The following is a 22,052-nucleotide window of genomic DNA, read 5'->3' on the forward strand; positions in this document are numbered from 1 at the left end:
GCAGAAGCCGACCCTATTTTCGTCTCATGACTACCCGTGCCCTAAGATAAATGGGCACGGTTTGGCCCCCATAGCCCAATCGGCAGAGGCAGTCGACTTAAAATCGATTCAGTGTGGGTTCGAGTCCCACTGGGGGCACCATGACCAGAGGAAACGCTGGTCCAATCACGGGGTGGAGATTGAAAGCCCAAAAACTCTCTATCTAATCAGAGCAGTTGTCGTGGGGAAGAGCAGTGCTTGTCGACGATTCCCTGTTAAGCATGGATAATTTTGCGAAGTTTGAGATTTTTGGGAACTTCCTAGCAATGGGGAGCGTTGATCCTAATGAACTGAAAGTCAAGGCGGCCCCGAGTGGCCGCTTTTTAGAGAAAGACTGTGAAAGGAATCGGGATTCGCGTGCGTTCTAGCAACCCCGTCATGAGTTCCCTCTCGTCCAGCCAAAGTCAGACCCAGGTTAACCCCTACGGTCAGAGCGACAATCCGTTTAACCAGGGAAACCGTAGCGCCGATCGTCCGCTGACGGTTGATGATGTCGTGACCAAGACTGGTATTACTCTTGGCGTCATTATCGTAATGGCCGTACTCAACTTTGCCATCGGTGAGTTGGTTAACCCGGGCATTGCGATGATTCTTACCCTGGTTGGTGCGCTGGGCGGTTTCATTACTGTTCTCGTCTCAACGTTTGGCAAGAAGTTTGGTTCCGCTGCGGCGACGTTGATTTACGCCGTGTTTGAGGGCCTTTTCGTGGGCGGCTTCTCGCTCATGTTCGCTGGCGTATCCTTCGGTAACTCCGATGGTATGGCGCTTATCGGTCAGGCCATCATGGGCACTGTAGGTGTATTCATCGGCATGCTGATGGTCTACAAGACCGGTGCGGTAAAGGTCACCCCGAAGTTCAACAAGATCATGTTCGGTCTTATTGCCGGTGTGGCAGTGTTGGCGCTGGGTAACATGCTGGGTGCTATTTTCTTCGGCTTCAACCCGCTGCGTGATGGCGGCATGCTCGCCATCATCTTCTCCCTTGTCTGCATCGTCTTGGCTTCGCTGTCCTTCATGACGGACTTTGACCAAGCTGATCGCCTTATCCGTCAGGGCGCTCCGGCTCAGTACGCCTGGGGTATCGCTCTTGGTCTGGCTGTGACCTTGGTCTGGCTCTACACCGAGATTCTTCGTCTGCTGAGCTACTTTAGGGACTAATCAGTCTCATAACGCTATTGCGAACCGGTGGCCGGCACCACAATCTTTGTGGTTCCGGCCACCGGTTTCTTTTCTGAGCCGCGAACCTTCTATTGGGCACAGCGCCGGCTATAGGCGGAGCGTTCTTTCTTTCGCCTCAGTGCTAAAACCGTCGGAGCTATCCAGCCGTTAGCACGAATGTTCCTACAGTCCCGTGTGTGATTGTGTATTAATTCCGCTCGGTGCGTTAGTCATTTTCCCCGCGCTACGTGGATGGCCATCCACGTAGTTATGCTTGTGAAGTCAAAGGTTCTCCTGGTGGCTATGGGCGAAATGTTCGATTTATCGAAGCTTGAGAGAAGTCAATCAGGGGTTATGTGGGTTGCCGCTCGTCTGCTGGCAATGGTGTGACTGTTACTAACCGCAGTGTCGCGTTGTTGTGCCATTGCCATTTCCTTGCGTGTTGATGGAACTAGCTGGGCTTTTAAGCGGAGCTTGAGATGTTGTCTAGTGGGATCATATGAGGTGGTTGGCTTCCTGCTTTCCTATTGGAAAAACGACACCCGAAAGTTAACAGTGTTGTAATTAGGGGACCCCCACTTGGTTATAATCGGCAGCTCGGTCACATGTAGATCACTGCTGGCGTCCAAGTTTCTTACAGGCTACGACCAGCGATTATTTATAAAAGTTCTATTAATGTCGTCGAATAGGTGTTCTGTCAGGAAATATTACATGAATCTTATTTGGCTCTGGCGCGACATCTTGATAGTTCTCATGCATTCTGGTCGCAGAAGCCGCTCGAAGCTTTCAGCTTCAGCGAGGGGCTTCTGATGGTCAGGAAAATTGGTTGAAAGGAAACCATGAAGCGAATCGGGGGCCTAGTGCTGGTGGCAGTTTGTATCGGGGTGCTGTCAAACTGTGCATCTCCGCTAGGTCTAGGTGCTCGCGACCATGGTGATAATCCGGGGGACTTTCACAATGTTCCTGGCGATAACACCGGCGGTGGCTCAGGGGACTCGGGGGTCGCTGATGCCACCGCCACGAGGTCGCGAGAGGATCAGGCTTCACGCGACGAGCCTCGTGCGGGAGATGGGGTGCTGCCGCCACTTGGTGATTTTGATCGACATGCTGAAGGCTTCCGCTTGTTTGATCCTTGTGTGGAGATTCCAAGGAATCGTCTAGAAGAAGCGGGACTCTCTATGCGCTTGGAGTCGAGTATCCGCGAATCTGGCTATTCTCACTGTGGCTTTCAGATTGAAAATTCAGAGGGAGAAACTGGTTTCGTTGGGCTCGGTGTAACCGATGTCGGCATTCAGGAGTTGGAAAAACAATATGGGGGACAACGGGTCTATCAAGGTGAGAAGCTTCCGGTTATTGCCCTGAATGATCCTGATTTTGGTCGTCTATTTTGCACAGTGTATCTAGAGACCATCGGGGGAACTTTGATGATTGAATCTACTGGCTTTAGTACCACTCAAGATCACGATCGATGCGTGATCGGGGAAGAAATTCTTTATACGCTTACAACCTAACGGGGGCGAACATGCAAATAAACTTCTTAAACCTTTTCAATCAAATATCCGAGATTAAGGGGTTGTCTGAGCAGCTCAAAGGTGTTGCGGATGGGGTGCGTTCTCCGCTAAATAGTGGATTTTCCCCGGTGATGGGAATAAAGGATGTTGGGGGTATCCACGAGCGCGTGCTGACAAATGACCCCGGATCTGCCCAGCATTCTCTCAAAGGATTTAACACGCAACTAGCCTGGTTAGCGGAGACACTTCAAACTGAATTAGCAAGCTTCGAATCACAAGACGAACTCACCAGCCGGGGGCTGGATGTCGCTGATGCTGGCGGGGGAGGTGGGGCATCGTCGATGCCGATAGTGTCACAACCAGACCCGGGCTACAGTCCGTTTGGGTTTACTGTTCCAATCGTGGATCCTGGAGCGTCCATTATGGGCCTGGCATCGAATCTGTTCAGCACTCGCTTCTGGGACGTCTCGGAAGCCAACGCACGGTGGGGAGCGCTGAGTGGGGAAGTCGCTGATATCGTCGCTGGACTTGAGCGCTCAGCCGCGTCCTTAGAATCGGAGAATGACAGCGAAGCTACTACTCGAGCGGCACAAAAGATTCGTGAGGTCGCACAGGCAGGAACGCACTTCATCGCCAACGCAAATGTCATGCAGCAGAAGCTATTTGGCTTCCAAGCGCAGCTAGTAAACGTTCAACCCGAAGCCATTGCCTTGGCATTCGAGGTGGCCGCAATTCCAGATCCTGTTGCACGCGCAGCTGCTGAAAAAGCAGCATTGACCTATATGCAGGGTGTTCTGCAGCAGCAAGTGATTTCGGCTATGCCGTATCAGCATGCACTCATGGATGCGGCACCACCCAGTGGCGGTGGGGATACCAGCACTCATTTTGGAGCCGTCGCGGGCGACGGAAACCGGTACAGCACAGATGGGGTTGCCTGGCCCCAAAAGATTGCTGAAGCAATCGAGAGTGGTGCTGTGGGGCCTGGGTCCTTCAATGTCGCCAATGGTCAGATCCAAGGGCTTGAAAGCGTCGGGATGGGCGCTGAGGATATCGCGAAGTTTCATGGAGAATTGCAAAACCGTGGGCGCAGTATCCTCAACGACCTAGGCTTTGGTGAGGCGCTGGCACCCATCAATGCAGCCGAGGTAAACACATCGGCTGCTAGTGCGGGTACCGGTGGGATAAATCCGGTTCACGGTGCAATGGCGGGAACCACGCCTGGCCCGGGCGGCGCGCCTTATGCAGCGAGTGGTCTCAATGGGTTGGGATCGGTCGGTCTCGCTGATGGACGTGGCAACCAGCTTCCCGGAGGAATTGCGGGACTCAATGGTCGTTTGCCGGAGGCATCAGCGAATCCAACCACTTCCGCGGCGGGCTTGGGCGGCTTGAATTCCTCCTTCGGCGGACCACAGACCGGAACGCATCCGGTACTCGGTGGACTTCCCGGGGCCGTAACAGGGGCTGGTCAGCAGCGGGAGGGGCGGGCGTCGCTAAGCGGCAATGGCCTCCTGGGCGGTAATGCAGGCAGTGGTGCCGTTGGTGTGGGTGGCATGGGCGGCGTGGCCGGTCCTGGTGCCGTCGGCAACGCCGGTGGTGTCGTGGGTGCTGCCGGCGGAGCGCATGGTGCGAAGCCGGGTGTTGGCAATGCCCGTGGTGCGGGGATGCGCATGATGCCGTTGATGGGTGGGATGGCACGTGGCGGCGATGGTGAACGGCGAATCAAATCCGTTACCACGCAGGTAGAGCGCGATCCCAACCGCCGCGACCTATTAGGCGAAGCCCCTGCGGTGCTGCCAGGGGTTATTGGGGATTGGGCCCGCGAAGAAAACTAGGTGCAAGGCGGTGGAGGGGGGGAGTGCCCTCAAAACGCTAAAAGCGGCGCCGGATTATTCGGGGCGCCGCTCTTGCTTTAAGATGCCGTTGAGCTTACTGCTGAACCGGGGCAGTGGTGTATTCAGCCGGAGCTACTGCGGTCTCGGTGGCAGCTTCGGTGCCAACGACGTCGGTGGCATCTGCAGACTCGGAGGATTCGGCTGCGCCGGCTCCCGGGGCCTCACCGGTGAAGGTAGCACCGGTGTCGACCTTTTCAGTGGAATCCTGCTCGCTCGGCGGGTGGCAAGCAGCAAGGGTAAGACCAGCAGAGACAACCAGACCAGCAGCAGCGAAACGAGTGAACTTCTTCATGGGGATAAAACTCTTTCTCAGAAAAACGGTGACCTAAGAGCAGTATAAATTAGGACTTGCGCGGAGTTGCGGCCTTTGCGGAATCATAAGGTGCAGCGGAGACCACGGTCACCGACAAGGTCTTGCCATTCGGCGCGGTGTACTCGCGGGTCTCGCCCTCGGCAGCACCCAGAAGGGCAGCGCCCAGCGGGGACTGCTCAGAGTAGGTCTCCAAGTCCTTGTTGTCGGAAGCAGCAGCGCGGGTACCAATGAGGAAGGTCTCGCGGTCCTCTTCGTCACCGTTGTAGTAAACGTGGACCACCGAACCGATGTGGGCAACGCCCTCCTGGACGGCGGTGCGCTCGGTGGTGGAGTTAGCCAGAACCTCGGAGATCTGCTTGATGCGGGCCTCTTCCTGGTCCTGCATCTCGCGTGCGGCGTCGTAACCCGCGTTCTCCTTAAGGTCACCCTCCTCGCGGCGCTCATTAATTTCCGCGGCGACGACCGGGCGGTGGTCAATCAGGGCCTGCAGCTCGGCCTCGAGCTTGGCCTTGGTTTCCGGGGTGATGTATTGCTTCTGCTGCTCAGCCATAGTGCAACCTTCCGTATACGGTTTCTAATGAACACTTTTATTTCTCAAAGAACGGGCGCAAAAGTGCAGGTGGCGCAGCCCATTCAGAACGCTCAACATACTAGCACAGCTGGGCTTTTAGTTGTCGGTTGCCTCACCCGCTGTATCCATTGCGCTGGTATCGAGATAAGAAGGAATATTTCCAGAACAACCGTAGACGCCACCGGCGACAGCCGGGTGGTTGGTGGGGATGTCCACTGCGACGCGCTGGGCAGACTCGCCGCCGGCCGGCACGGCAATTTCGCGGCGGCCGACCTCGGCTTTGGAGTAGTCAAAAGCCTGCACGATGCAATAAGCAGGTTCTTCAACGCGGTTGCGTGTGATGTCTACCCAAATGCGCATGGAGTCATCGGAGAGGATCTCGTGTGTGACATAGGATATATCTGCGTTGACCTTCTGCTGGCTGCGGAAGTACTGAACGCCAAAGACGATGGCCGCGACAAACATGGCCAAAAACACCAGCACCAGTGCCCGATTGGTCCAGGAACCTCCTGTACGCGGGGTGCGTGTCTTGGAACCGTATCGAGACTGTGAACGTGCGGAGCGAGAAGCGGGTTGGGCGTCAGACATGAGTCTGATTCTATCCAACGGTCGCTGCGAAGTTACTATCCATTAGACTGGGCGTCTGTTTAAAGAAGCAATCTAGGGAGATGTAGCACCCAGTGAGTACAAAGCGCCTTTTGGCTATTCACGCGCACCCTGACGACGAATCCTCGAAGGGTGCGGCGACAACCGCGAAATATGCTGCGGAAGGGGCGGAGGTCCTCGTCGTCACCTGTACCGGTGGTGAGCGTGGGGATATTATCAACCCGGCCATGGACCGCCCTGGTGTCCTTGAGAATATGGGCAGTATTCGTCGAGAGGAAATGGCGGAAGCGGCCGCTGCTTTGGGCGTGCAACACCGCTGGCTTGGGCACGTGGATTCGGGCCTTCCCGGCAACCCGCTTGCGCCTAATATTAAGGACCTGCTCCCCGAGGGCTGCTTTGCTCTCAAGGAAGATGATGAGGTAGCCCAAGAGCTGGTGGAGATTATCCGTGAGTTCCGCCCCCACGTCATCATTACCTATGACGAAAATGGCGGCTACCCACACCCGGATCATCTCATGGTCTACCGAGCGTCTATGTTGGCGTGGGACAAGGCGGGCGATTCCGCGTACCACCCAGAATTGGAGGAGCCGTGGGAGCCGCTGAAGCTCTACTACACGCACGGCTTTGTGTATCAAAGGATGAAGATTTTCCACGACCTCCTTGTGGAGGAAGGAAAGGTGAGCCCTTATGAGCCGATGCTTGCGCGGTGGGATACCGCTTTCGGTGACATCATGGCGCGAGTGACCACGCAGGTAGAGTGCGCGGACTACTTCCAAAATCGGGAGGACGCTCTCCGCGCACACGCCACCCAAATTGATCCGGCCGGTGCCTTTCTTGCGACTCCGGTGTCCGTGCAGCAGGAGCACTGGCCTACGGAGGAATTTGAGCTGGCTAAGACCCGCGTTTCGACGGCGCTGCCGGAGGATGATTTATTTGCGGGAATCCCGGAAGTAGGGGAGGCTTAAAACATGAACGCTTTGTACTTCGCGGCGCATGACGTCGCCCTGCTCGCCCAGGGGAGCCAAAGCGGGCCGGTAGGACCAGAGTTCGGTAAGGCCTCGCCCATCGGTTTGCTCATTCTTGCCCTGATGGGCGTTGCCGTCCTCTTCGCAGGCTGGAATTTTCACCGCCGCTACTCGCGTTTCCGCCGCCGTACCATGTTCGCGCAGGATCACGGCATTGATCCTTTCGATGATGAGGCGGTCGATGCGGCTATGAAGGAAGCCGGCATCCTCGATAACAGTAAGAAGTCCATCTTTTAACGCAGAGGACGTTTCCCCACCGTGAAGTTCCTAAGCCAGCTCCTATATCCCCTGTATGAGGCGCGTCTAACGCGTGAGATTAAGAACAAACCGCAGCCACGCCACGTGGCAATCATGGCGGATGGCAATCGCCGCTGGGCGCGCGAGGCGGGCTTTACGGATATTAGCCACGGTCACCGCCAGGGAGCGCGGAAAATTAGTGAGATGATCTCTTGGTGCCAAGGCACTGACATTGAGGTCGTCACTATTTACCTGTTGTCGACGGAAAATTTGAAGCGCAGCGAGCAGGAAGTGCAGCTGCTTTTTGACATCATTTCTGATGTTGTCACGCACCTTTCCCAGGGCGATTTGGATTGCCAAATCCGTCTCGTGGGACACCTAGATCTGCTTCCTGAACAGGTTACCGCCAAAATGCAGTGCGCTGCTGAAGCCACAGAAGATCACCAGGGCGTCATCGTGAACATCGCGGTGGGCTACGGCGGGCGTCAAGAAATCGTTGATGCCGTGCAGAGTCTCATTCGTAGCGAAGCCGAAAAGGGATTGAGCGCTGAGGAGATTGCGGAGAACGTGACGGCAGAGGCCATCACGGGCAACCTCTACACCAAAGGTTTGCCGGACCCAGATCTTGTGATCCGCACCTCCGGTGAACAGCGTTTGTCCGGCTTCCTGCTGTGGCAGGCTGCTTATTCAGAGATTTGGTTTACGGATACGTATTGGCCCGCATTCCGCCGGGTAGATTTCTTGCGCGCTTTGCGCGATTATTCGCAGCGCTCACGCCGCTTTGGGCGCTAGCCCGATGATGCCCCCGCCTAGAGCTTGCGCATCCGCACTTGCTCCACCAAATGGTGTGAGCCCTTGCGTAGAACCAAGGAAGCACGCACTCGGGTGGGCAAAATATTTTCAATAAGGTTGGGCAGGTTGATGGACTGCCAGATTTCTCGGGCCTGCACGTAGGCTTCCTCATCCGTCATGTCCGCGAAGGAGGCGAAGTGCGCACCCGGCTCGCGGAAAGCGGTGTGCCGGAGCTTGAGGAAGCGGTCAATGTACCACTTTTCAATGTCGTCGACTCGGGCGTCCACATAAACAGAGAAGTCGAACAGGTCGGAGACCATGAGGGTCGGACCGGTTTGTAGGACGTTGAGGCCCTCCAAGATGAGGATGTCCGGCTGGCGAACCTCCTGAAATTCCCCGGGGACGATGTCATAGGACACGTGCGAGTAGAGCGGGGCCGTGACTAGGGGTTTGCCCGATTTAACGTCGGTAACAAAACGCATCAGTGCGCGGCGGTCATAGGACTCCGGGTAGCCCTTGCGCTGCATTAGCCCGTGTTCTTTAAGGTAGGCGGTGGGGTAGAGGAAGCCGTCCGTGGTCACCAAGTCGACCTTCGGGTGGGAATCCCAGCGTTCAAGGAGCACTTGGAGCAGGCGTGCTGTCGTGGACTTGCCGACGGCAACGGAACCAGCGACGCCGATGACGAAGGGCACGTGCGTCGGTGGGTTACCCAAGAAGGCCTCCGTGGCTGCGGTGAGCTTTTGGCGGGCCTCCACCTGCATGTGAATGAGACGCGAAAGGGGGAGGTACACCTCTGCTACCTCGGTGAGGTCGATGCGGTCACCAATGCCGCGGAGTTTTTCCACCTCGTTTGCCGTGAGCACCTGTGGCATGGATTTACGTAGGGCACGCCACGTATCACGGTCAAAATCGAGGTACGGGCTCGCATCGGTCATTCGCGCCATGCCGACTATTGTCGCACTGCATCGGGTGCCTAGTGCAATTGCCCCGAATGAAAAGATTCCTAGAGGCCCCCGCGCGGGGGATGCGGGCGTTAGGATGTAGAACTAGCTTCGGCGATTTCTCAAGCCGGTGGTGTTGTGCTGCGGGCGGACACTGCCGGCGATCTTGACCATCTTTAGGAAGGGACACCACGCTTTCATGACGACTACGAACAATTCAGACGTGCGCTACCAGGAGATGCGCGATCTTGACCCCGAGGTCTTCGATGCTATCTCCGGTGAGATTGCTCGTCAGCGCGATACCCTCGAGATGATTGCCTCGGAGAACTTCGTCCCCCGCGCGGTTCTACAGGCACAGGGTTCTGTTCTCACCAACAAGTACGCAGAGGGCTACCCGGGACGCCGCTACTACGGCGGCTGCGAGCACGTCGACGTCGTGGAGGATCTGGCTCGCGATCGCGCCAAGGCGCTGTTTGGCGCTGATTTTGCCAACGTCCAGCCGCACTCCGGTGCCCAGGCCAACGCTGCTGTGCTGGCTTCGCTGATCCAGCCGGGTGACAAGATCATGGGCCTATCCTTGGCGCATGGCGGTCACCTGACCCACGGTATGAAGCTGAATTTCTCCGGCAAGCTTTACGACGTTGCCGCGTACGAGGTTGACCCGGAGACCATGCGCCTCGACATGGATAAGGTGCGCGAACAAGCTCTGGCAGAAAAGCCGCAGGTGATCATTGCTGGTTGGTCCGCCTACCCGCGCACCATCGACTTCGAGGCTTTCCGCTCCATCGCCGATGAGGTCGGCGCGTACCTGTGGACGGATATGGCGCACTTCGCGGGCCTCGTGGCCGCCGGTCTGCACCCCTCCCCGGTGCCGCACTCCGATGTTGTGTCCTCCACCGTGCACAAGACGCTTGGTGGCCCGCGCTCTGGCCTCATCTTGGCCAAGCAGGACTTTGCCAAGAAGATCAACTCCAACGTCTTCCCGGGCCAGCAGGGCGGACCGCTCATGCACGTCATCGCGGCAAAGGCTATCGCCCTCAAGATTGCGGCCACCGAGGAATTTAAGGAGCGTCAGGAGCGCACCCTGGAAGGTGCTCGCATTTTGGGTGAGCGCCTGACCGCTGAGGATTGCACCAAGGCAGGTGTCGACGTCCTCACCGGTGGTACCGACGTGCACCTCGTGCTGGCGGACCTGCGTAACTCCGAGCTCGATGGCCAGCAGGCGGAGGACCTTCTCCACGAGGTCGGCATCACCGTGAACCGCAATGCGGTTCCGAATGATCCGCGCCCGCCGATGGTTACCTCTGGTCTGCGCATCGGTACCCCGGCCTTGGCTACCCGCGGCCTCGACGCGGCGGCCTTCACCGAGGTGGCCGATGTCATCGGTACTGCGCTGGCAAACGGTAAGAACGCGGACGTCGCCAAGCTGCGCGCTCGCGTGGAGAAGGTCGCCGCAGACTTCCCGCTCTACGACGGTCTTGAGGATTGGAAGCTGGTCTAAGCTTTCCCGCGCTCTCCTGGCTCTTCTTGGGAGAGCTCATTCGAGCGCTCCTCAGCGTGAGCTTTCCGAGCGGCTTCGAGCCACTCGGGCATCGCGCTGAGGAGTTCTTTAATTTCCGCGGTGGTGAGAGGACGGTCCATCTCGTTCTTCTTCAGCGCGGTCACGGAGATTCCCAGCTTTTGTGCCACCACTGGGCGCGGGTGGGGGCCTTCTCGACGCAGGTTAGCCAGCCATTCCGGCGGATTCTCCTGCAAGTCGCGCAGTTGCGCGTGGGTTACTGCGTTGGCTTGAAACTCCTCCGGGGTGGCCGGCAGGTAGATGCCCAGCTTCTTGGCTGCGGTTTGTGCGCGCATGGCGGTACCGGAAGGCTGCTGGGTTTCGTTGTTGGGGGTTTCCTTATTCGGGGTATCAGTCACGCTCACCACGCTAGCAGCACCGTAGTATGAGGTGCATGCTCCGCCTTGTCTTTTCCACTGGTACAGAACCCGGTAAGTGGTTTCGCCGCTACCGTGACTCGCATTCCCCCGAGTCCCTGGTGACCGTCGCCGCCGATGATGCGCTGGCGGTTCTTCTCGCGCATGAGGCAGACCTCGCACTGACCCGCCTGCCAGATTCGCGGGTTGATGACAGCTTCCATGTGGTTCGTCTTTATGAGGAGGCGCCTGGTATTGCGGTGCCGAAAGACTCGGTCTATGCGGAGGTAGGGGAGGACATTGCGCCAGCGGATGTTGCCGAAGAGATCGTGAACTACCGGATTGCGCGGGACGGCAGTGTCGACGTTCCAGCCCTGCGCACCGCCCTCCAGGTCGTGGCAGCCAACGTGGGCGTGGCCATCGCGCCTCGACCACTGCTTAAGGTGCTGAGCAAGAAGCAGGTAGTCGCACTTGGGCTAGAGGACCCTTCCGTTGCGCGCACAGAAATCGCTTTGGTGTGGCCCCGGGCTGATGATGGTGACGAGATTCAGGATTTCGTCGGGGTGGCAAAGGGAAGGACGCGGAATTCCTCCCGCAACACGGCTGAGAAGCGCAGCGCCCGGGACAAAGCAAAGGCTAAGCAAGAACGCAGAAAGGCCCAAGGAAAGTCTCACAAGGGCTCGATTTCCAAACCGTTATCGAAAAGATATAGGGGTTCTCAACAGCGGAAACGCCGATAAATAAGTCTCTTTGTTGTCAAATCACAGGTTCGATGGTGGCAAGACGTGTTGGCTACGCCTACGGTGGGTTTCGTTCTCAACAAAAGTACTTAGAACAGTGCTCAACTAGAAGAGAAAGGTTTAAGAATGAAGAAGATGACTCGTCGTTTCGCTGCTGGTATCGCCGCCGCCACCCTGTCCCTGGGTGTCGTTGCTTGCTCGGATGCTGAGGATGCCGCTAAGGATGCTGGCGACGCCGCACAGTCCGCCGCGTCCGACGCTACCGGTGCTGCCGGCTCTGCTGCTCAGGACGCCAAGGATTCCATGAAGGACTCCGAGTCCGCCGATCCTTCTGATGCTGAGGGTGCAGAGGATGCTGACTCTTCTGAAGCAGATTCTGCCGACTCGGAGGGCGGCGCTGAGGGCGACAAGGAGAGCGTATCCACCGCCAACGGTGATGTAGAGGTCCCGGCCGACTTCGCTCAGGCTCTCAAGGAGAAGGCTGCTGAGTGGGGCGACCCGGAGTCCATCGAGACCACCGACAAGGGCAGCGTTGCAACTTTTGCCAAGGACAAGCTGCTGGCATTCGCTGAGGGCGAAGGCACCCAGCCGATCATTGGCAAGATCGCCGAGACCTGGACCGAGGAAGGCGGCCTTGAGAGCAAGGTAGGCCTGCCGACTGCCCCGGAGCAGGCCGAGGGCAACGGTTGGGTACAGGAGTTCACCAACGGCACTATCTCTTGGCTGCAGGGTGAGTCCGGCGAGTACGAGGCCACGATCAACTAAAGGCTTAGCTCGCATGTAGCGGGATTAACCGCCCGTTGAGCTTCTAAGACAGGCTCCGCACTGATAGATCGGTGCGGAGCCTGTCGCTGTTTTCCATGGTCACGGCTTCGCGAAAGAATAAACTACTCCCAACTTGTGGGAATGGTGTGACTGCGGTGAATGCCGTTTAAAAACTGTTCATCTTGCACCCATGTAATTTCAACCTTCGCTCTCTAGCGTGGACGGTGTCCGGAGGTTAAGTGCAGTTTCCGGGCAGTTCGACAATCACCAGCTTCACCATGCCCTCCCAGGTCGATGAGTTGGGACGGGCATAAAAAGGGAGAACCCTGCCGCTATGACCAATCCTTCCGTCCTGACCGAGCAGCCGCACGAGGCCGCTGTGGCAACCAAGACCTATGTCATCGATACCTCCGTCCTTCTCTCCGACCCCTGGGCGTTGCGTAAATTCGCAGAGCACGATGTGGTTCTGCCCATCGTCGTTATCTCTGAGTTGGAAGGAAAACGTCATCACCCGGAGCTTGGCTGGTTCGCCCGCCAAGCTCTTCGCTTTTTGGAGGACCTCCGCGCCACTTACGAAGCTCTGGATCAGCCGCTGCCCGTCAATGCCGCAGGCGGAACGCTGCGCGTGGAGCTTAACCACCAGGATCAATCCTTGCTGCCGGCGGCCTTCCGCGGGCCGGAGGGAGACCACAGAATTCTCGCGTGTGCGCTGAACTTGCAGCATGAAGGCAAGGACACCGTTCTGGTAACCAAGGATGTCCCGCTGCGCGTCAAGGCCGGTGCTGTGGGCCTGCAGGCCGATGAGTACCATGCGCAGGATGTCGTGCTCACCGGCTACACCGGCATGGCCATCGTGCCCACCAGCGCCGAGGTCATCGATGAGCTCTACGGGGAAGGCGAGGTGCTTATCGACGGCTCCGTGACCACCGCCGGCACCCGCGTCGAAGACCTGCCGGTGCACTGTGGCGTGACTCTGCAGGCAGGCGGGCAGTCAGCACTGGGACGCATGACGGCTGAGGGCACTGTTCGCTTGGTGCGTGGGGATAGCAATGTATTCGGTCTGCAAGGCCGTTCCGCCGAGCAGCGCGTTGCACTGGACCTCTTAGTAGATCCTTCCGTGGGCATCATGTCCATCGGCGGCCGAGCGGGCACGGGTAAGTCCGCGCTGGCATTATGTGCTGGCTTGGAGGCAGTTCTGGAGCGCGGTGAGCACCGCCGCATCGTGGTATTCCGCCCGATGTATGCGGTGGGCGGACAGTCCTTGGGGTACCTGCCGGGCTCGGAGAGCGAAAAGATGAACCCCTGGGCCCAAGCAGTCTATGACACTTTGGAAGGGTTGGTATCCGAAAACGTCATGGAGGAAGTCCAAGACCGCGGCCTCTTGGAAGTTCTCCCACTGACCCACATCCGTGGCCGCAGCCTGCATGATTCCTTCGTTATCGTCGACGAGGCCCAGTCACTAGAGCGCAATGTGCTGCTCACAGTCCTTTCGCGACTGGGCCGCGGCTCCCGTGTGGTTCTCACACATGACGTTGCCCAGCGCGATAACTTGCGTGTTGGCCGCCACGATGGTGTGCAGGCGGTCATTGAGAAACTCAAGGGGCATGGGCTTTTTGCGCATGTGACCCTGCAGCGCTCTGAGCGCTCGGCCATTGCGGAGCTCGTCACCGATTTGTTGGAGGGTGAGAATTAACGCGTTCGCGAATGGCGATCTGCCTGCTCTCAGCTTGGCATTAACGCAGTGCGCTCAGTAATAATTGTTCCATGAGCGACAACGCGAAAGACAAGAAGAAGGATTTCCGCATCCGTCCCTTCAACGCTGCGGACTACCCGCAGATGCGGGAAATCTATGAGCAGGGTCTTAACACTGGCCACGCTACCTATGAGACCCGCTCGTTGACCTTCGAGGAATTTAAGAACGTCAAGATCATGTCATCCGTCTTCGTCGCTGTTGAGGAAGACGATGACTCGAAGGTTCTCGGTTGGGTCTGCGCTGCGCAGGCGTCCACCCGTACCGTGTTCCACGGCGTGGTGGAGGATTCCATCTACCTGAGTAAGGAAGCCCAGGGCAGGGGTATCGGTGGCGCCTTGCTGGATCAGCTCATTGAGGTCTGCCGTGACTTGCACAAGTGGGCCATCCATTCGTGGATTTTCCCGGAGAACGAAGGCTCCGCTGGTCTCCACAAATCCCGTGGCTTCGTCAAGGTGGGTACCTACTCCCACATGGCAAAGATGACTTATGGTGAGCTTGCCGGCCAGTGGCGCGATACCGATGTTTATGAGCTGCTCCTTCCGAAGCCGGAGGAAAAGAAGGCAGAAGCCAACCAGAAGAGAAAGTAATTATCTCACTTTTCTAATATCAGGGCAGGAGTGGGGATAGAATAGAACCTGTTCTCAACCACTCTCTATCGAAGGCGAATCATGCCTTTCCGCACCTCTGTGCTTGCCCTTTCTACCGCCGTAGCCGTGTCGACCGGTGCTTTCGCAGCGCCCGTTGCCACGGCTGCTGAGTTTCCATCTGCCGGCTCCGTCCCTGTGGCGGAGCTCGACGTTAACCACCCCAATGGTGCTTTGGCTTATGTCTTTGCTGAGCCCGTGATGCAGTCCGATATTGACCTGGTTACCCGCCAGGTTCGGCAGCTACGCGGCAAGGCTTGGGACGATAACCTTCCCTTCAACGGCGGAACGCTGCGCCAGGCTGCTAGCGCCGCAGGTTTCCGCACCCGCGATGCCTATGTGAATTCCATCTCCTGGAATCGCGGTCTCGAGCACGCGGTTTTGCAGCGCGCTGCCGAGGAGAACCTTGACTTCAACCATGAGAGACTGCCAGGGGTTCCTCCCTTCGGAGTCATTAACAACCTCTGGGCCGGTGAAAACCTGACCACTAAAGGGATGTCGGACGCGATCGCATCGTGGTCGACCGATAAGTACCAGGGGGCAAGCGAGTGGGATATGCTTATTCGCTCAAATGGCCAGTTCAATGATCGCACTGGGCACCTCTACTCGATTATCGATCCCACCCACGTAACATTCGCTCAGGCGCAGATGGGGGAGGTGACTGCTGGTTTCTTCTCCAACCGCGATATGCCCGGTCAACCCGCGCGTATTTCCGGCCGCCACGCGTTCCCTATTGCCGTGCCGGAAAGCACAGTCGGCAAAGCCGAGCTCATGACTACGGGTGGCACTTCCGTCGGAAGCCAAGGAAGCCTGGGATTGAGCATCGACGGCTTCCGGGGAGCAAAGCTGGGGGTTCCGGTGGCGTCGCCAAGCAGCAGCGATCCGGAGGTCTTGGAAGTCAACGAGGACGGAACCTACACGGCCAAGTCCGAGGGCACTGCGACCATCACCTTCAACACTCATGTGTTGCGTAATGGTCAGCCCCAGCTGTCAAACAACCAAGTCACCAAGACCGTGAAGGTGACCAAGAAGTCTCTTCTCGGAAGCTCGAGCACCGGTGGCACGGATGTTGGGACCATCGTGGGCATCATTGCCGGCCTGCTGGCACTCATCGGTGTGGCTGCGCAGGTAGCGCGCCAGTTAGGAATCCTGCGCTAGGCACGTTGATACAAGAAAATCCTCGCTACATGATTCTTCGTAGCGAGGATTTCTTGTTGTTGCATCCTTAGGGGAGTGCTCTAATCGATGGTCTCCTTGAGATGCTCCTCCCGCACGGGCAGGATAAGCAGGAGAGCGATGATGGCCATCGGAACCATAAGCAGGATGACTGGGGTCAGACCATCGTTATAAGCGTTGAGGACGACATCGCGGATCGGCTCCGGTAGCTGTGCCACCATCGATGGGGTCAGGTTGGAGGAACCGCCGCCCTCGGCGTTGAACTTTTCCGCAAACGGTGCACCGGCCTTGCCCATGGAAGCAATGGCAGCAGGCATATTGGCAGCTAACTCATCCTTCATGTTGTGGATGAATAGCGAGCCCACGAGGGAAGCGCCCATGGCGGAGCCGATTTGGCGGAAGAAGTTGTTAGCCGCAGTAGCGGTTCCCACCAGTGCCACGGGGAAGGAGTTCTGAACGATGAGAACGAGCACTTGCATAACAAAGCCAAGGCCGATGCCGAAGACGAGGAACTCCGCGCCAAGCTGAGTCAGGGAGGTCTCCACAGTCAGCTTCGACATCCAGAACAACGCGCTAGCCGTAATGGCGAGACCGATGATGGGGTAACGCTTGTAGTGGCCGGTTCGGGCGATGATGAATCCCACTGTGGTAGAAGTGCCGATCATGCCGAGCATCATCGGGATCATCATGAGACCCGCCTTGGTAGGTGTGAGGGTGTGCACCATCTGCAGGTAAGTCGGCATGTAGCCCAGCACACCGAACATAGCCAGGCCCAGCACCATGCCGGCGGCCGTCGTGAGAACCATGTTGCGGTTCTTAAACAGCAGCACTGGGATCAGGGGCTCCTCGGCCCGCTTCTCGACGAAGACCGTGATAACAGCACCAATCACAACGATGACGGCCAAGGTAAGAATGACGGGATCCGACCACTCATACTGAGTGCCGCCCCAGGTGGTCATGAGGATGAGCGAGGCGGTAGTGATAGCGATGAAGGTGGCTCCCAAGGCATCAAACTTACGCAGATCAGTATCGCCGACGCGCAGGTGCAGAACGAGCACGCACACGGTCATGGCGAGCAGACCAAGGGGAATATTCATCCACAGACCCCAGCGCCAGCCAGGTCCATCAGTGAACCAGCCGCCAAGGACTGGGCCGAGGACGGAGGACAGGCCGAAAACGCCGCCCATGATGCCCATGAACTTACCGCGCTCACGTGCCGTGGTGACCTCCGCGATGATGGACTGGGAGGAGATCATCATGAATCCAGCTCCGAAGCCCTGAATGGCACGGCCAATAATGAGCAGATTCATCGAATTGGCGAAGCCACCCACGGCGGACCCGATGACGAAGGTGGCAATACCGCCGATGTAGAGCCACTTGCGGCCCATCATGTCACCGAGCTTGCCGGAGATAGGCATAGCAATGGTCATGGTGACCAGGAAGGCGGAGATAACCCAGCTCATGTGGTCGACACCGCCGAGCTCGCCGACGATGGTGGGAAGGGCGGAAGCAAAAATCATTTGCCCCAGGGAGCTCATCAACATGGTGAGCACGAGGGCAGAGAAGACGAGGGCAAGGTTGTTTTCCGGCTTGCCATTGTCAGTGTTGGCCACTGGCGGTTTCGCGGTAGCTACCATGAAAGTCCTTTCGAATAGTTGTTGATGAGTGTGAGTGCGGAGTCAAAGCGCTGCTCAAAGGGGATATCACAGCTGAAGTCTGGCGAGGTGGTGGCCAACCAAAAAGCCTCACGGATGGTGACAGCAATGAGTAGTGCCTCCGTGTGTGGGGAGACATCCGGCATGGCCTTTAACGCTGGCTCCTTCTCTAGCCGCTGGGTGAGAAGCTCAAGTACTTCGTTAGACTTGGCACGCTTTCTGCTTAAGGACGCCGCCGCTGCGTCCGCATCGCGGGAGATACGGCGGCGTCGTTCAGCAATTTCCTTATTGGCGTGCTGCCCATTGAGGTGTTCCTTAATGAGGCCTACGGCCAGTTTGAAGAGGTTTTCCGTAGGAGTATCGAGCAGATAGCTCTTTTGCTCCAGGGAGAACTCTTGGCTGGGGTTGCCCAAGACGGCTGAGTCCTTGGAATCGAAATAGTTAAAGAAGGTGCGCCGGGAAATTCCGGCCTTCTCACAAATCTCCTCCACCGTAACTGCAGCAAAGCCGTGCTCGTCTACCAAGAGGGTGGCAGCATCCTCTATGCGCAGGCGAGTTTTCAGGCGTTTTTGCTCGCGTAATGACAGTTCTTCTTGCACGGAGTGTAATCCTACACCCGGTGCAAGTTTGCACCAAGTGCAATGATGGTGATTCTCGTGAGGGCGGGGAGCTCTTTATGGCGCAGCGCACAGGAAGGGGGGAGCAGATGGTAGCAACCCTACCCTTCGCGCTCACCAGCAGCGTGCGCTGTGGCTGATTAAGGCTCGCCGTGAGCGCGAAGGGCGCGACGTGATGGCTTGGAAAGGAACTCTCAAGCCCAAAACTGCCCTAGTTGACGAAGTTATTGCCAGATCTTGAGTCATGAGCGGTGGTTTTGGCAGATCGGGCAGTTGCTGCCCCGACCTTGTTGTTGGCCCCGCAGGGCGGATGAGAAAACAGCGAAACCGCCCTGCGCGCCACCTCAAGGAGGTGGTGCGAAGGGCGGCGGCGTGGGCGAAAGCGAATTTAGAAGCTATCGCGGTCGCGGTTGGTCATGGTGAGAACGTTGAGGCGCTCATCGAGTTCCTCTTCGGTGAGGTTCTCGCCGTCGACGAAGCCGAGGTCGATGACGGCTTCGCGGACGGTGATCTTCTCGTTCAGTGCGTGCTTAGCTGCCTTAGCGGCGTTCTCGTAGCCGATCTTGGAGTTCAGCGGGGTGACGATGGAGGTGGAGGACTCCGCAAACTTCTTCATGCGCTCCTCCTTGGCCTCGATGCCGTCAACGCACTTCTCAGCGAAGACGCGGGAAACATTAGCCAACAGGCGGGAGGACTCGAGAACGTTGCGGGCCATCATCGGGATGTAGACGTTGAGCTCGAAGTGGCCGTTGGAGCCGCCGAAAGCAACAGCGGCGTCGTTGCCGATGACCTGGCTGACCACCATGGTGGCGGCCTCGCTCAGAACCGGGTTGACCTTACCCGGCATGATGGAGGAGCCCGGCTGCAGATCCGGGAGGTGGATCTCCGCAAGGCCGGTGAGTGGGCCGGAGCCCATCATGCGAATGTCGTTGGCAATCTTGTTGAGGGAGATAGCAACGGTGCGCATGGCGCCGGAGAACTCGACGAGGGCGTCGCGGGCAGCCTGGGCCTCGAAGTGGTTCTTGGCCTCGGAGAGCTGGTCAATGTCGGTGAGCTTCTTGAGCTCCTCGGTGACCTTGCCGCCAAACTCAGCGTCGGTGTTCAGGCCGGTACCGGTAGCGGTGCCGCCGATAGCCAGCTCACCCAAGCGCGGCAGGGTGGCCTCAACGCGCTCGATGCCGAGCTCGATCTGGCGAGCGTAGCCGCCGAATTCCTGGCCCAGGGTGATCGGGGTGGCGTCCATTAGGTGGGTACGGCCGGACTTAACTACATCAGCGAATTCCTTGGCCTTGGCCAGCAGGGAATCGTGCAGGACCTTGAGGCCCGGGATGAGGTCATTTACTGCAGCCTCCGTTGCCGCAACGTGGGTTGCAGTGGGGAAGGTGTCGTTGGAGGACTGACCCATGTTCACGTGGTCATTCGGGTGAATCTCCACGCCGTTCTTGTGGGCGATGGAGGCGATGACCTCGTTGGTGTTCATGTTGGAGGAGGTGCCGGAGCCGGTCTGGAAGACGTCAATCGGGAAAGCATCGTTGTGCTTGCCCTCTGCAATCTCGGTGGCGGCGGCGATGATGGCGTCAGCCTTCTCCGCGTCCAGCTTGCCGGAGTCCTTGTTCACCTGAGCACAGGCAGCCTTCAGGAGGCCGAGAGCGCGAATCTGCGCATCCTCGAGACCGCGGCCGGAGATCGGGAAGTTCTCCACAGCGCGCTGGGTCTGGGCACGCCACAGGGCGTCTGCCGGAACCTTTACCTCGCCCATGGTGTCGTGTTCAATGCGGTATTCAGTCATGGATTCACCTTTTCTGTGAAATGAGTTTTATTGGGTTCTTTATGTGTGCCGTGGCACGGCATTCATGGCCACCGTAGCACTCTTCCTAGGAAAGTGAACTAGCTTTCCTTATCGTGGGGGTTGGTGTAGTCGACCACGGAGTATTCCTGCAGCTTAGCCAGCTTGTGGATGGAGTCGACGTAGCGGATGGTGCCGGACTTGGAGCGCATAACCAGAGAGCGGGTGGTGGCACCGTTCGGGCGGTAAGAGACACCGCGGAGCATATCGCCATTGGTCACACCGGTAGCGGCGAAGTAGCAGTTCTCAGAGGACACCAAGTCGTTGGTGGTGAGGACGCGGTCGAGGTCGTGGCCAGCCTTGCGAGCCTTCTCGGCTTCCTCCTCATCCTTGGGCCATAGCTTGCCCTGAATTTCTCCGCCCATGCACTTCATAGCGCAGGCGGTGATGATGCCCTCCGGGGTGCCGCCAATGCCCATCATGAGGTCGATGGAGTTGCTGTCCTGGCAGGTGGCGATGGCGCCGGCGACGTCACCGTCCATGATGAGGCGAACCTTGGCACCGGCTTCACGGATCTCCCGGATAAGGTCATCGTGGCGCGGGCGGTCGAGAACGACGACGGTCAGGTCAGCTGGCTTGATGCCCTTGGCCTTGGCCACGGATTTCACGTTCCACTCCACCGACTCATTGAGGTCGATGGCGCCGACTGCCTCGGGGCCGACAGCGATCTTCTTCATGTAGAAGACCGCGGACGGGTCGTACATCGTGCCGCGCTCGGCAGCGGCGATGACAGAAATAGCGTTCGGTCGGCCTTCAGCCATCAGGCGGGTGCCGTCAACAGGGTCGACGGCGATGTCCATCTCGGCGCCCTGGCCGGTGCCGACCTTCTCGCCGTTAAACAGCATCGGGGCTTCGTCCTTCTCGCCTTCGCCAATGACGACGACACCGTTCATCTCGACGGAGTTGATGAGCTTGCGCATAGCATCCACCGCGGCGCCGTCACCTTCATTCTTCTGTCCACGGCCAACCCAGCGACCCGAGGCGAGTGCTGCCGCCTCGGTGACACGCACCAGCTCCATGGCTAGGTTGCGGTCGGGGATATAAGACGTGTTGTCAGACATGTTTGATTAGTCCCTTTCTTTTCAGGTGGCTCGGCCCGGGGTGGGGGACAACCCGGAATACATATTCCATTCTTCCACTTTTCTTCCGGTTTCAAGCCCGAATGCCTCCCCCAGAAGTGGGATGAGGGGGTGATTGCTGCCAAAAAGGGCAGGTAGGAGGCCGCTGTCGCATGTGGTGGAGCAGGCGTGACATACTAGGCGAGTGGCATCTGAAGATAAACCAAAGATTTTTGAGGACGCGCGCGATATCACCCTGACGGTGGGCGTCATCCTCATCATGATGTTCCTCGCGGTTGGGGCAACGGGACTGTGCTCAATCAACCCCGAAAAGTCGGGGCCCGTGCAGAACGTGGATGCCGCTACCTTCTTGGAGATGGAAGCGCGCGGCAGCGGGGCTGTCATTAGGGAGCCGGATATGCCGGAGGGCTGGCAGCCTACAGCCGCGCGGCGCAAGCAGATGGGTGGCGAATCTGGTGCTGTGGTGAGCTGGCTGACCACTAACGATGGCTATGTTGAGTCAGCGCAGACGCAGCTGGCGCTTGGCGATGTCCCCGGGGCTTATGACTCCAATTACCGTGCCAACTCCGAGCGGCGCGAGGTAGCGGGCCAGGACGTGGAAATTCTCAGTAGCGATGACAAAGACGTGCGCCCGCTGTGGATTACCGACTTGGGGGATGCCCGCTTCGTCCTCACCGGCTCTGCCTCCGATGCCGACTATGAAGCGGCCCTGACCGCATTTGCTGAGGCCGAGCCACTCCAGATCGCTGAGGATGGAAGCGTCATCAGCGACTAGGTT

Annotated in this window: 22 protein-coding genes and 1 tRNA gene; 14 read left to right on the forward strand and 9 right to left on the reverse strand. The window is 58.1% G+C overall.

Going from position 1 to position 22,052, the window contains the following annotated elements; all coding sequences use genetic code 11:
• The first annotated feature begins 64 nt into the window (after positions 1 to 64).
• The 4 genes from CAURIM_RS04730 (at position 65) to CAURIM_RS04745 (ending at position 4,540) form a co-directional block, all read left to right on the forward strand.
• Positions 65 to 141, forward strand: a tRNA-Leu gene (locus CAURIM_RS04730).
• Between the two features lie 255 nt (positions 142 to 396).
• Positions 397 to 1,197, forward strand: coding sequence for a Bax inhibitor-1/YccA family protein (locus CAURIM_RS04735; RefSeq protein WP_201828443.1), 801 nt, complete (start codon positions 397 to 399; stop codon positions 1,195 to 1,197).
• An 839-nt stretch (positions 1,198 to 2,036) separates the two neighbouring features.
• Positions 2,037 to 2,708, forward strand: a complete 672-nt coding sequence (locus tag CAURIM_RS04740; RefSeq protein WP_201828442.1) for a hypothetical protein — start codon at positions 2,037 to 2,039, stop codon at positions 2,706 to 2,708.
• Between the two features lie 401 nt (positions 2,709 to 3,109).
• Positions 3,110 to 4,540 (forward strand): hypothetical protein, encoded by a 1,431-nt coding sequence (locus CAURIM_RS04745; protein ID WP_236659293.1) that lies wholly within the window; start codon positions 3,110 to 3,112, stop codon positions 4,538 to 4,540.
• A gap of 94 nt (positions 4,541 to 4,634) precedes the next feature.
• On the opposite strand, the gene CAURIM_RS04750 is transcribed toward CAURIM_RS04745, so the two are convergent.
• From CAURIM_RS04750 to CAURIM_RS04760, 3 genes are all read right to left on the reverse strand, one after another.
• Positions 4,635 to 4,892: a hypothetical protein gene (locus tag CAURIM_RS04750; protein WP_070447056.1), complete on the reverse strand. Its 258-nt coding sequence runs from the start codon at positions 4,890 to 4,892 to the stop codon at positions 4,635 to 4,637.
• Between the two features lie 49 nt (positions 4,893 to 4,941).
• Positions 4,942 to 5,463: a transcription elongation factor GreA gene (gene greA / locus CAURIM_RS04755; protein WP_010187368.1), complete on the reverse strand. Its 522-nt coding sequence runs from the start codon at positions 5,461 to 5,463 to the stop codon at positions 4,942 to 4,944.
• Between the two features lie 117 nt (positions 5,464 to 5,580).
• Positions 5,581 to 6,072, reverse strand: a complete 492-nt coding sequence (locus CAURIM_RS04760; RefSeq protein WP_070447054.1) for a DUF4307 domain-containing protein — start codon at positions 6,070 to 6,072, stop codon at positions 5,581 to 5,583.
• Positions 6,073 to 6,164: 92 nt separating this feature from the next.
• Here CAURIM_RS04760 and mca point away from each other — a divergent pair, with 92 nt between their 5' ends.
• From mca to CAURIM_RS04775, 3 genes are read left to right on the forward strand one after another with little or no spacing between them, the layout of a single operon-like run.
• Entirely contained in the window at positions 6,165 to 7,055 is an 891-nt protein-coding gene (gene mca, locus CAURIM_RS04765; protein ID WP_201828440.1) for a mycothiol conjugate amidase Mca, read from the forward strand.
• 3 nt (positions 7,056 to 7,058) lie between these two features.
• On the forward strand, positions 7,059 to 7,352 hold the full coding sequence (locus tag CAURIM_RS04770; protein ID WP_010187365.1) for a hypothetical protein: 294 nt from the start codon (positions 7,059 to 7,061) through the stop codon (positions 7,350 to 7,352).
• 21 nt (positions 7,353 to 7,373) lie between these two features.
• Positions 7,374 to 8,144, forward strand: coding sequence for an isoprenyl transferase (locus CAURIM_RS04775; RefSeq protein ID WP_070447051.1), 771 nt, complete (start codon positions 7,374 to 7,376; stop codon positions 8,142 to 8,144).
• A 17-nt stretch (positions 8,145 to 8,161) separates the two neighbouring features.
• Here the strand turns inward: CAURIM_RS04775 and coaA are convergent, their stop codons facing one another.
• Positions 8,162 to 9,088, reverse strand: coding sequence for a type I pantothenate kinase (gene coaA, locus CAURIM_RS04780; protein WP_070447050.1), 927 nt, complete (start codon positions 9,086 to 9,088; stop codon positions 8,162 to 8,164).
• A gap of 196 nt (positions 9,089 to 9,284) precedes the next feature.
• On the opposite strand from coaA, the gene glyA reads away from it, so the two are divergent.
• Positions 9,285 to 10,586 (forward strand): serine hydroxymethyltransferase, encoded by a 1,302-nt coding sequence (gene glyA / locus CAURIM_RS04785; RefSeq protein ID WP_201828439.1) that lies wholly within the window; start codon positions 9,285 to 9,287, stop codon positions 10,584 to 10,586.
• Here glyA and CAURIM_RS04790 read toward each other — a convergent pair.
• Positions 10,583 to 10,939 (reverse strand): DUF5997 family protein, encoded by a 357-nt coding sequence (locus CAURIM_RS04790; protein ID WP_236659422.1) that lies wholly within the window; start codon positions 10,937 to 10,939, stop codon positions 10,583 to 10,585. The two genes, glyA and CAURIM_RS04790, sit on opposite strands and share 4 nt — an antisense overlap.
• Positions 10,940 to 11,037: 98 nt before the next feature.
• Here CAURIM_RS04790 and CAURIM_RS04795 point away from each other — a divergent pair, with 98 nt between their 5' ends.
• The 5 genes from CAURIM_RS04795 to CAURIM_RS04815 all read left to right on the forward strand — a co-directional run bounded on the left by CAURIM_RS04795 (position 11,038) and on the right by CAURIM_RS04815 (position 16,059).
• Positions 11,038 to 11,739 (forward strand): LysR family transcriptional regulator substrate-binding protein, encoded by a 702-nt coding sequence (locus tag CAURIM_RS04795; protein ID WP_201828438.1) that lies wholly within the window; start codon positions 11,038 to 11,040, stop codon positions 11,737 to 11,739.
• 126 nt (positions 11,740 to 11,865) lie between these two features.
• Positions 11,866 to 12,504 carry an LGFP repeat-containing protein gene (locus CAURIM_RS04800; RefSeq protein WP_201828437.1) on the forward strand — a complete coding sequence of 213 codons (639 nt, stop codon included), beginning with the start codon at positions 11,866 to 11,868 and terminating at the stop codon, positions 12,502 to 12,504.
• A gap of 334 nt (positions 12,505 to 12,838) precedes the next feature.
• Positions 12,839 to 14,197 carry an RNA 5'-3' helicase PhoH2 gene (phoH2, locus tag CAURIM_RS04805; RefSeq protein WP_070730939.1) on the forward strand — a complete coding sequence of 453 codons (1,359 nt, stop codon included), beginning with the start codon at positions 12,839 to 12,841 and terminating at the stop codon, positions 14,195 to 14,197.
• Positions 14,198 to 14,268: 71 nt separating this feature from the next.
• Positions 14,269 to 14,844, forward strand: a complete 576-nt coding sequence (locus CAURIM_RS04810; RefSeq protein ID WP_010187346.1) for a GNAT family N-acetyltransferase — start codon at positions 14,269 to 14,271, stop codon at positions 14,842 to 14,844.
• 81 nt (positions 14,845 to 14,925) lie between these two features.
• Positions 14,926 to 16,059: a hypothetical protein gene (locus tag CAURIM_RS04815; RefSeq protein ID WP_201828436.1), complete on the forward strand. Its 1,134-nt coding sequence runs from the start codon at positions 14,926 to 14,928 to the stop codon at positions 16,057 to 16,059.
• Positions 16,060 to 16,139: 80 nt separating this feature from the next.
• Here CAURIM_RS04815 and CAURIM_RS04820 read toward each other — a convergent pair whose 3' ends face one another.
• The 4 genes from CAURIM_RS04820 to glpX all read right to left on the reverse strand — a co-directional run bounded on the left by CAURIM_RS04820 (position 16,140) and on the right by glpX (position 21,256).
• On the reverse strand, positions 16,140 to 17,714 hold the full coding sequence (locus CAURIM_RS04820) for an MDR family MFS transporter (protein ID WP_201828435.1): 1,575 nt from the start codon (positions 17,712 to 17,714) through the stop codon (positions 16,140 to 16,142).
• On the reverse strand, positions 17,708 to 18,331 hold the full coding sequence (locus CAURIM_RS04825) for a TetR/AcrR family transcriptional regulator (protein ID WP_201828434.1): 624 nt from the start codon (positions 18,329 to 18,331) through the stop codon (positions 17,708 to 17,710). The genes CAURIM_RS04820 and CAURIM_RS04825 overlap by 7 nt, the downstream gene beginning before the upstream one ends.
• Positions 18,332 to 18,737: 406 nt before the next feature.
• A complete protein-coding gene (locus CAURIM_RS04830) occupies positions 18,738 to 20,138 on the reverse strand; it encodes a class II fumarate hydratase (protein ID WP_201828433.1) in 1,401 nt (466 codons plus the stop codon).
• Positions 20,139 to 20,236: 98 nt separating this feature from the next.
• Positions 20,237 to 21,256, reverse strand: a complete 1,020-nt coding sequence (gene glpX / locus CAURIM_RS04835; RefSeq protein ID WP_070646322.1) for a class II fructose-bisphosphatase — start codon at positions 21,254 to 21,256, stop codon at positions 20,237 to 20,239.
• A gap of 202 nt (positions 21,257 to 21,458) precedes the next feature.
• On the opposite strand from glpX, the gene CAURIM_RS04840 reads away from it, so the two are divergent.
• On the forward strand, positions 21,459 to 22,049 hold the full coding sequence (locus CAURIM_RS04840; RefSeq protein WP_201828432.1) for a DUF4245 domain-containing protein: 591 nt from the start codon (positions 21,459 to 21,461) through the stop codon (positions 22,047 to 22,049).
• The last annotated feature ends 3 nt before the right edge of the window (positions 22,050 to 22,052 follow it).

The sequence above is a fragment of the Corynebacterium aurimucosum genome (assembly GCF_030408555.1).
Taxonomy (GTDB): domain Bacteria; phylum Actinomycetota; class Actinomycetes; order Mycobacteriales; family Mycobacteriaceae; genus Corynebacterium; species Corynebacterium aurimucosum.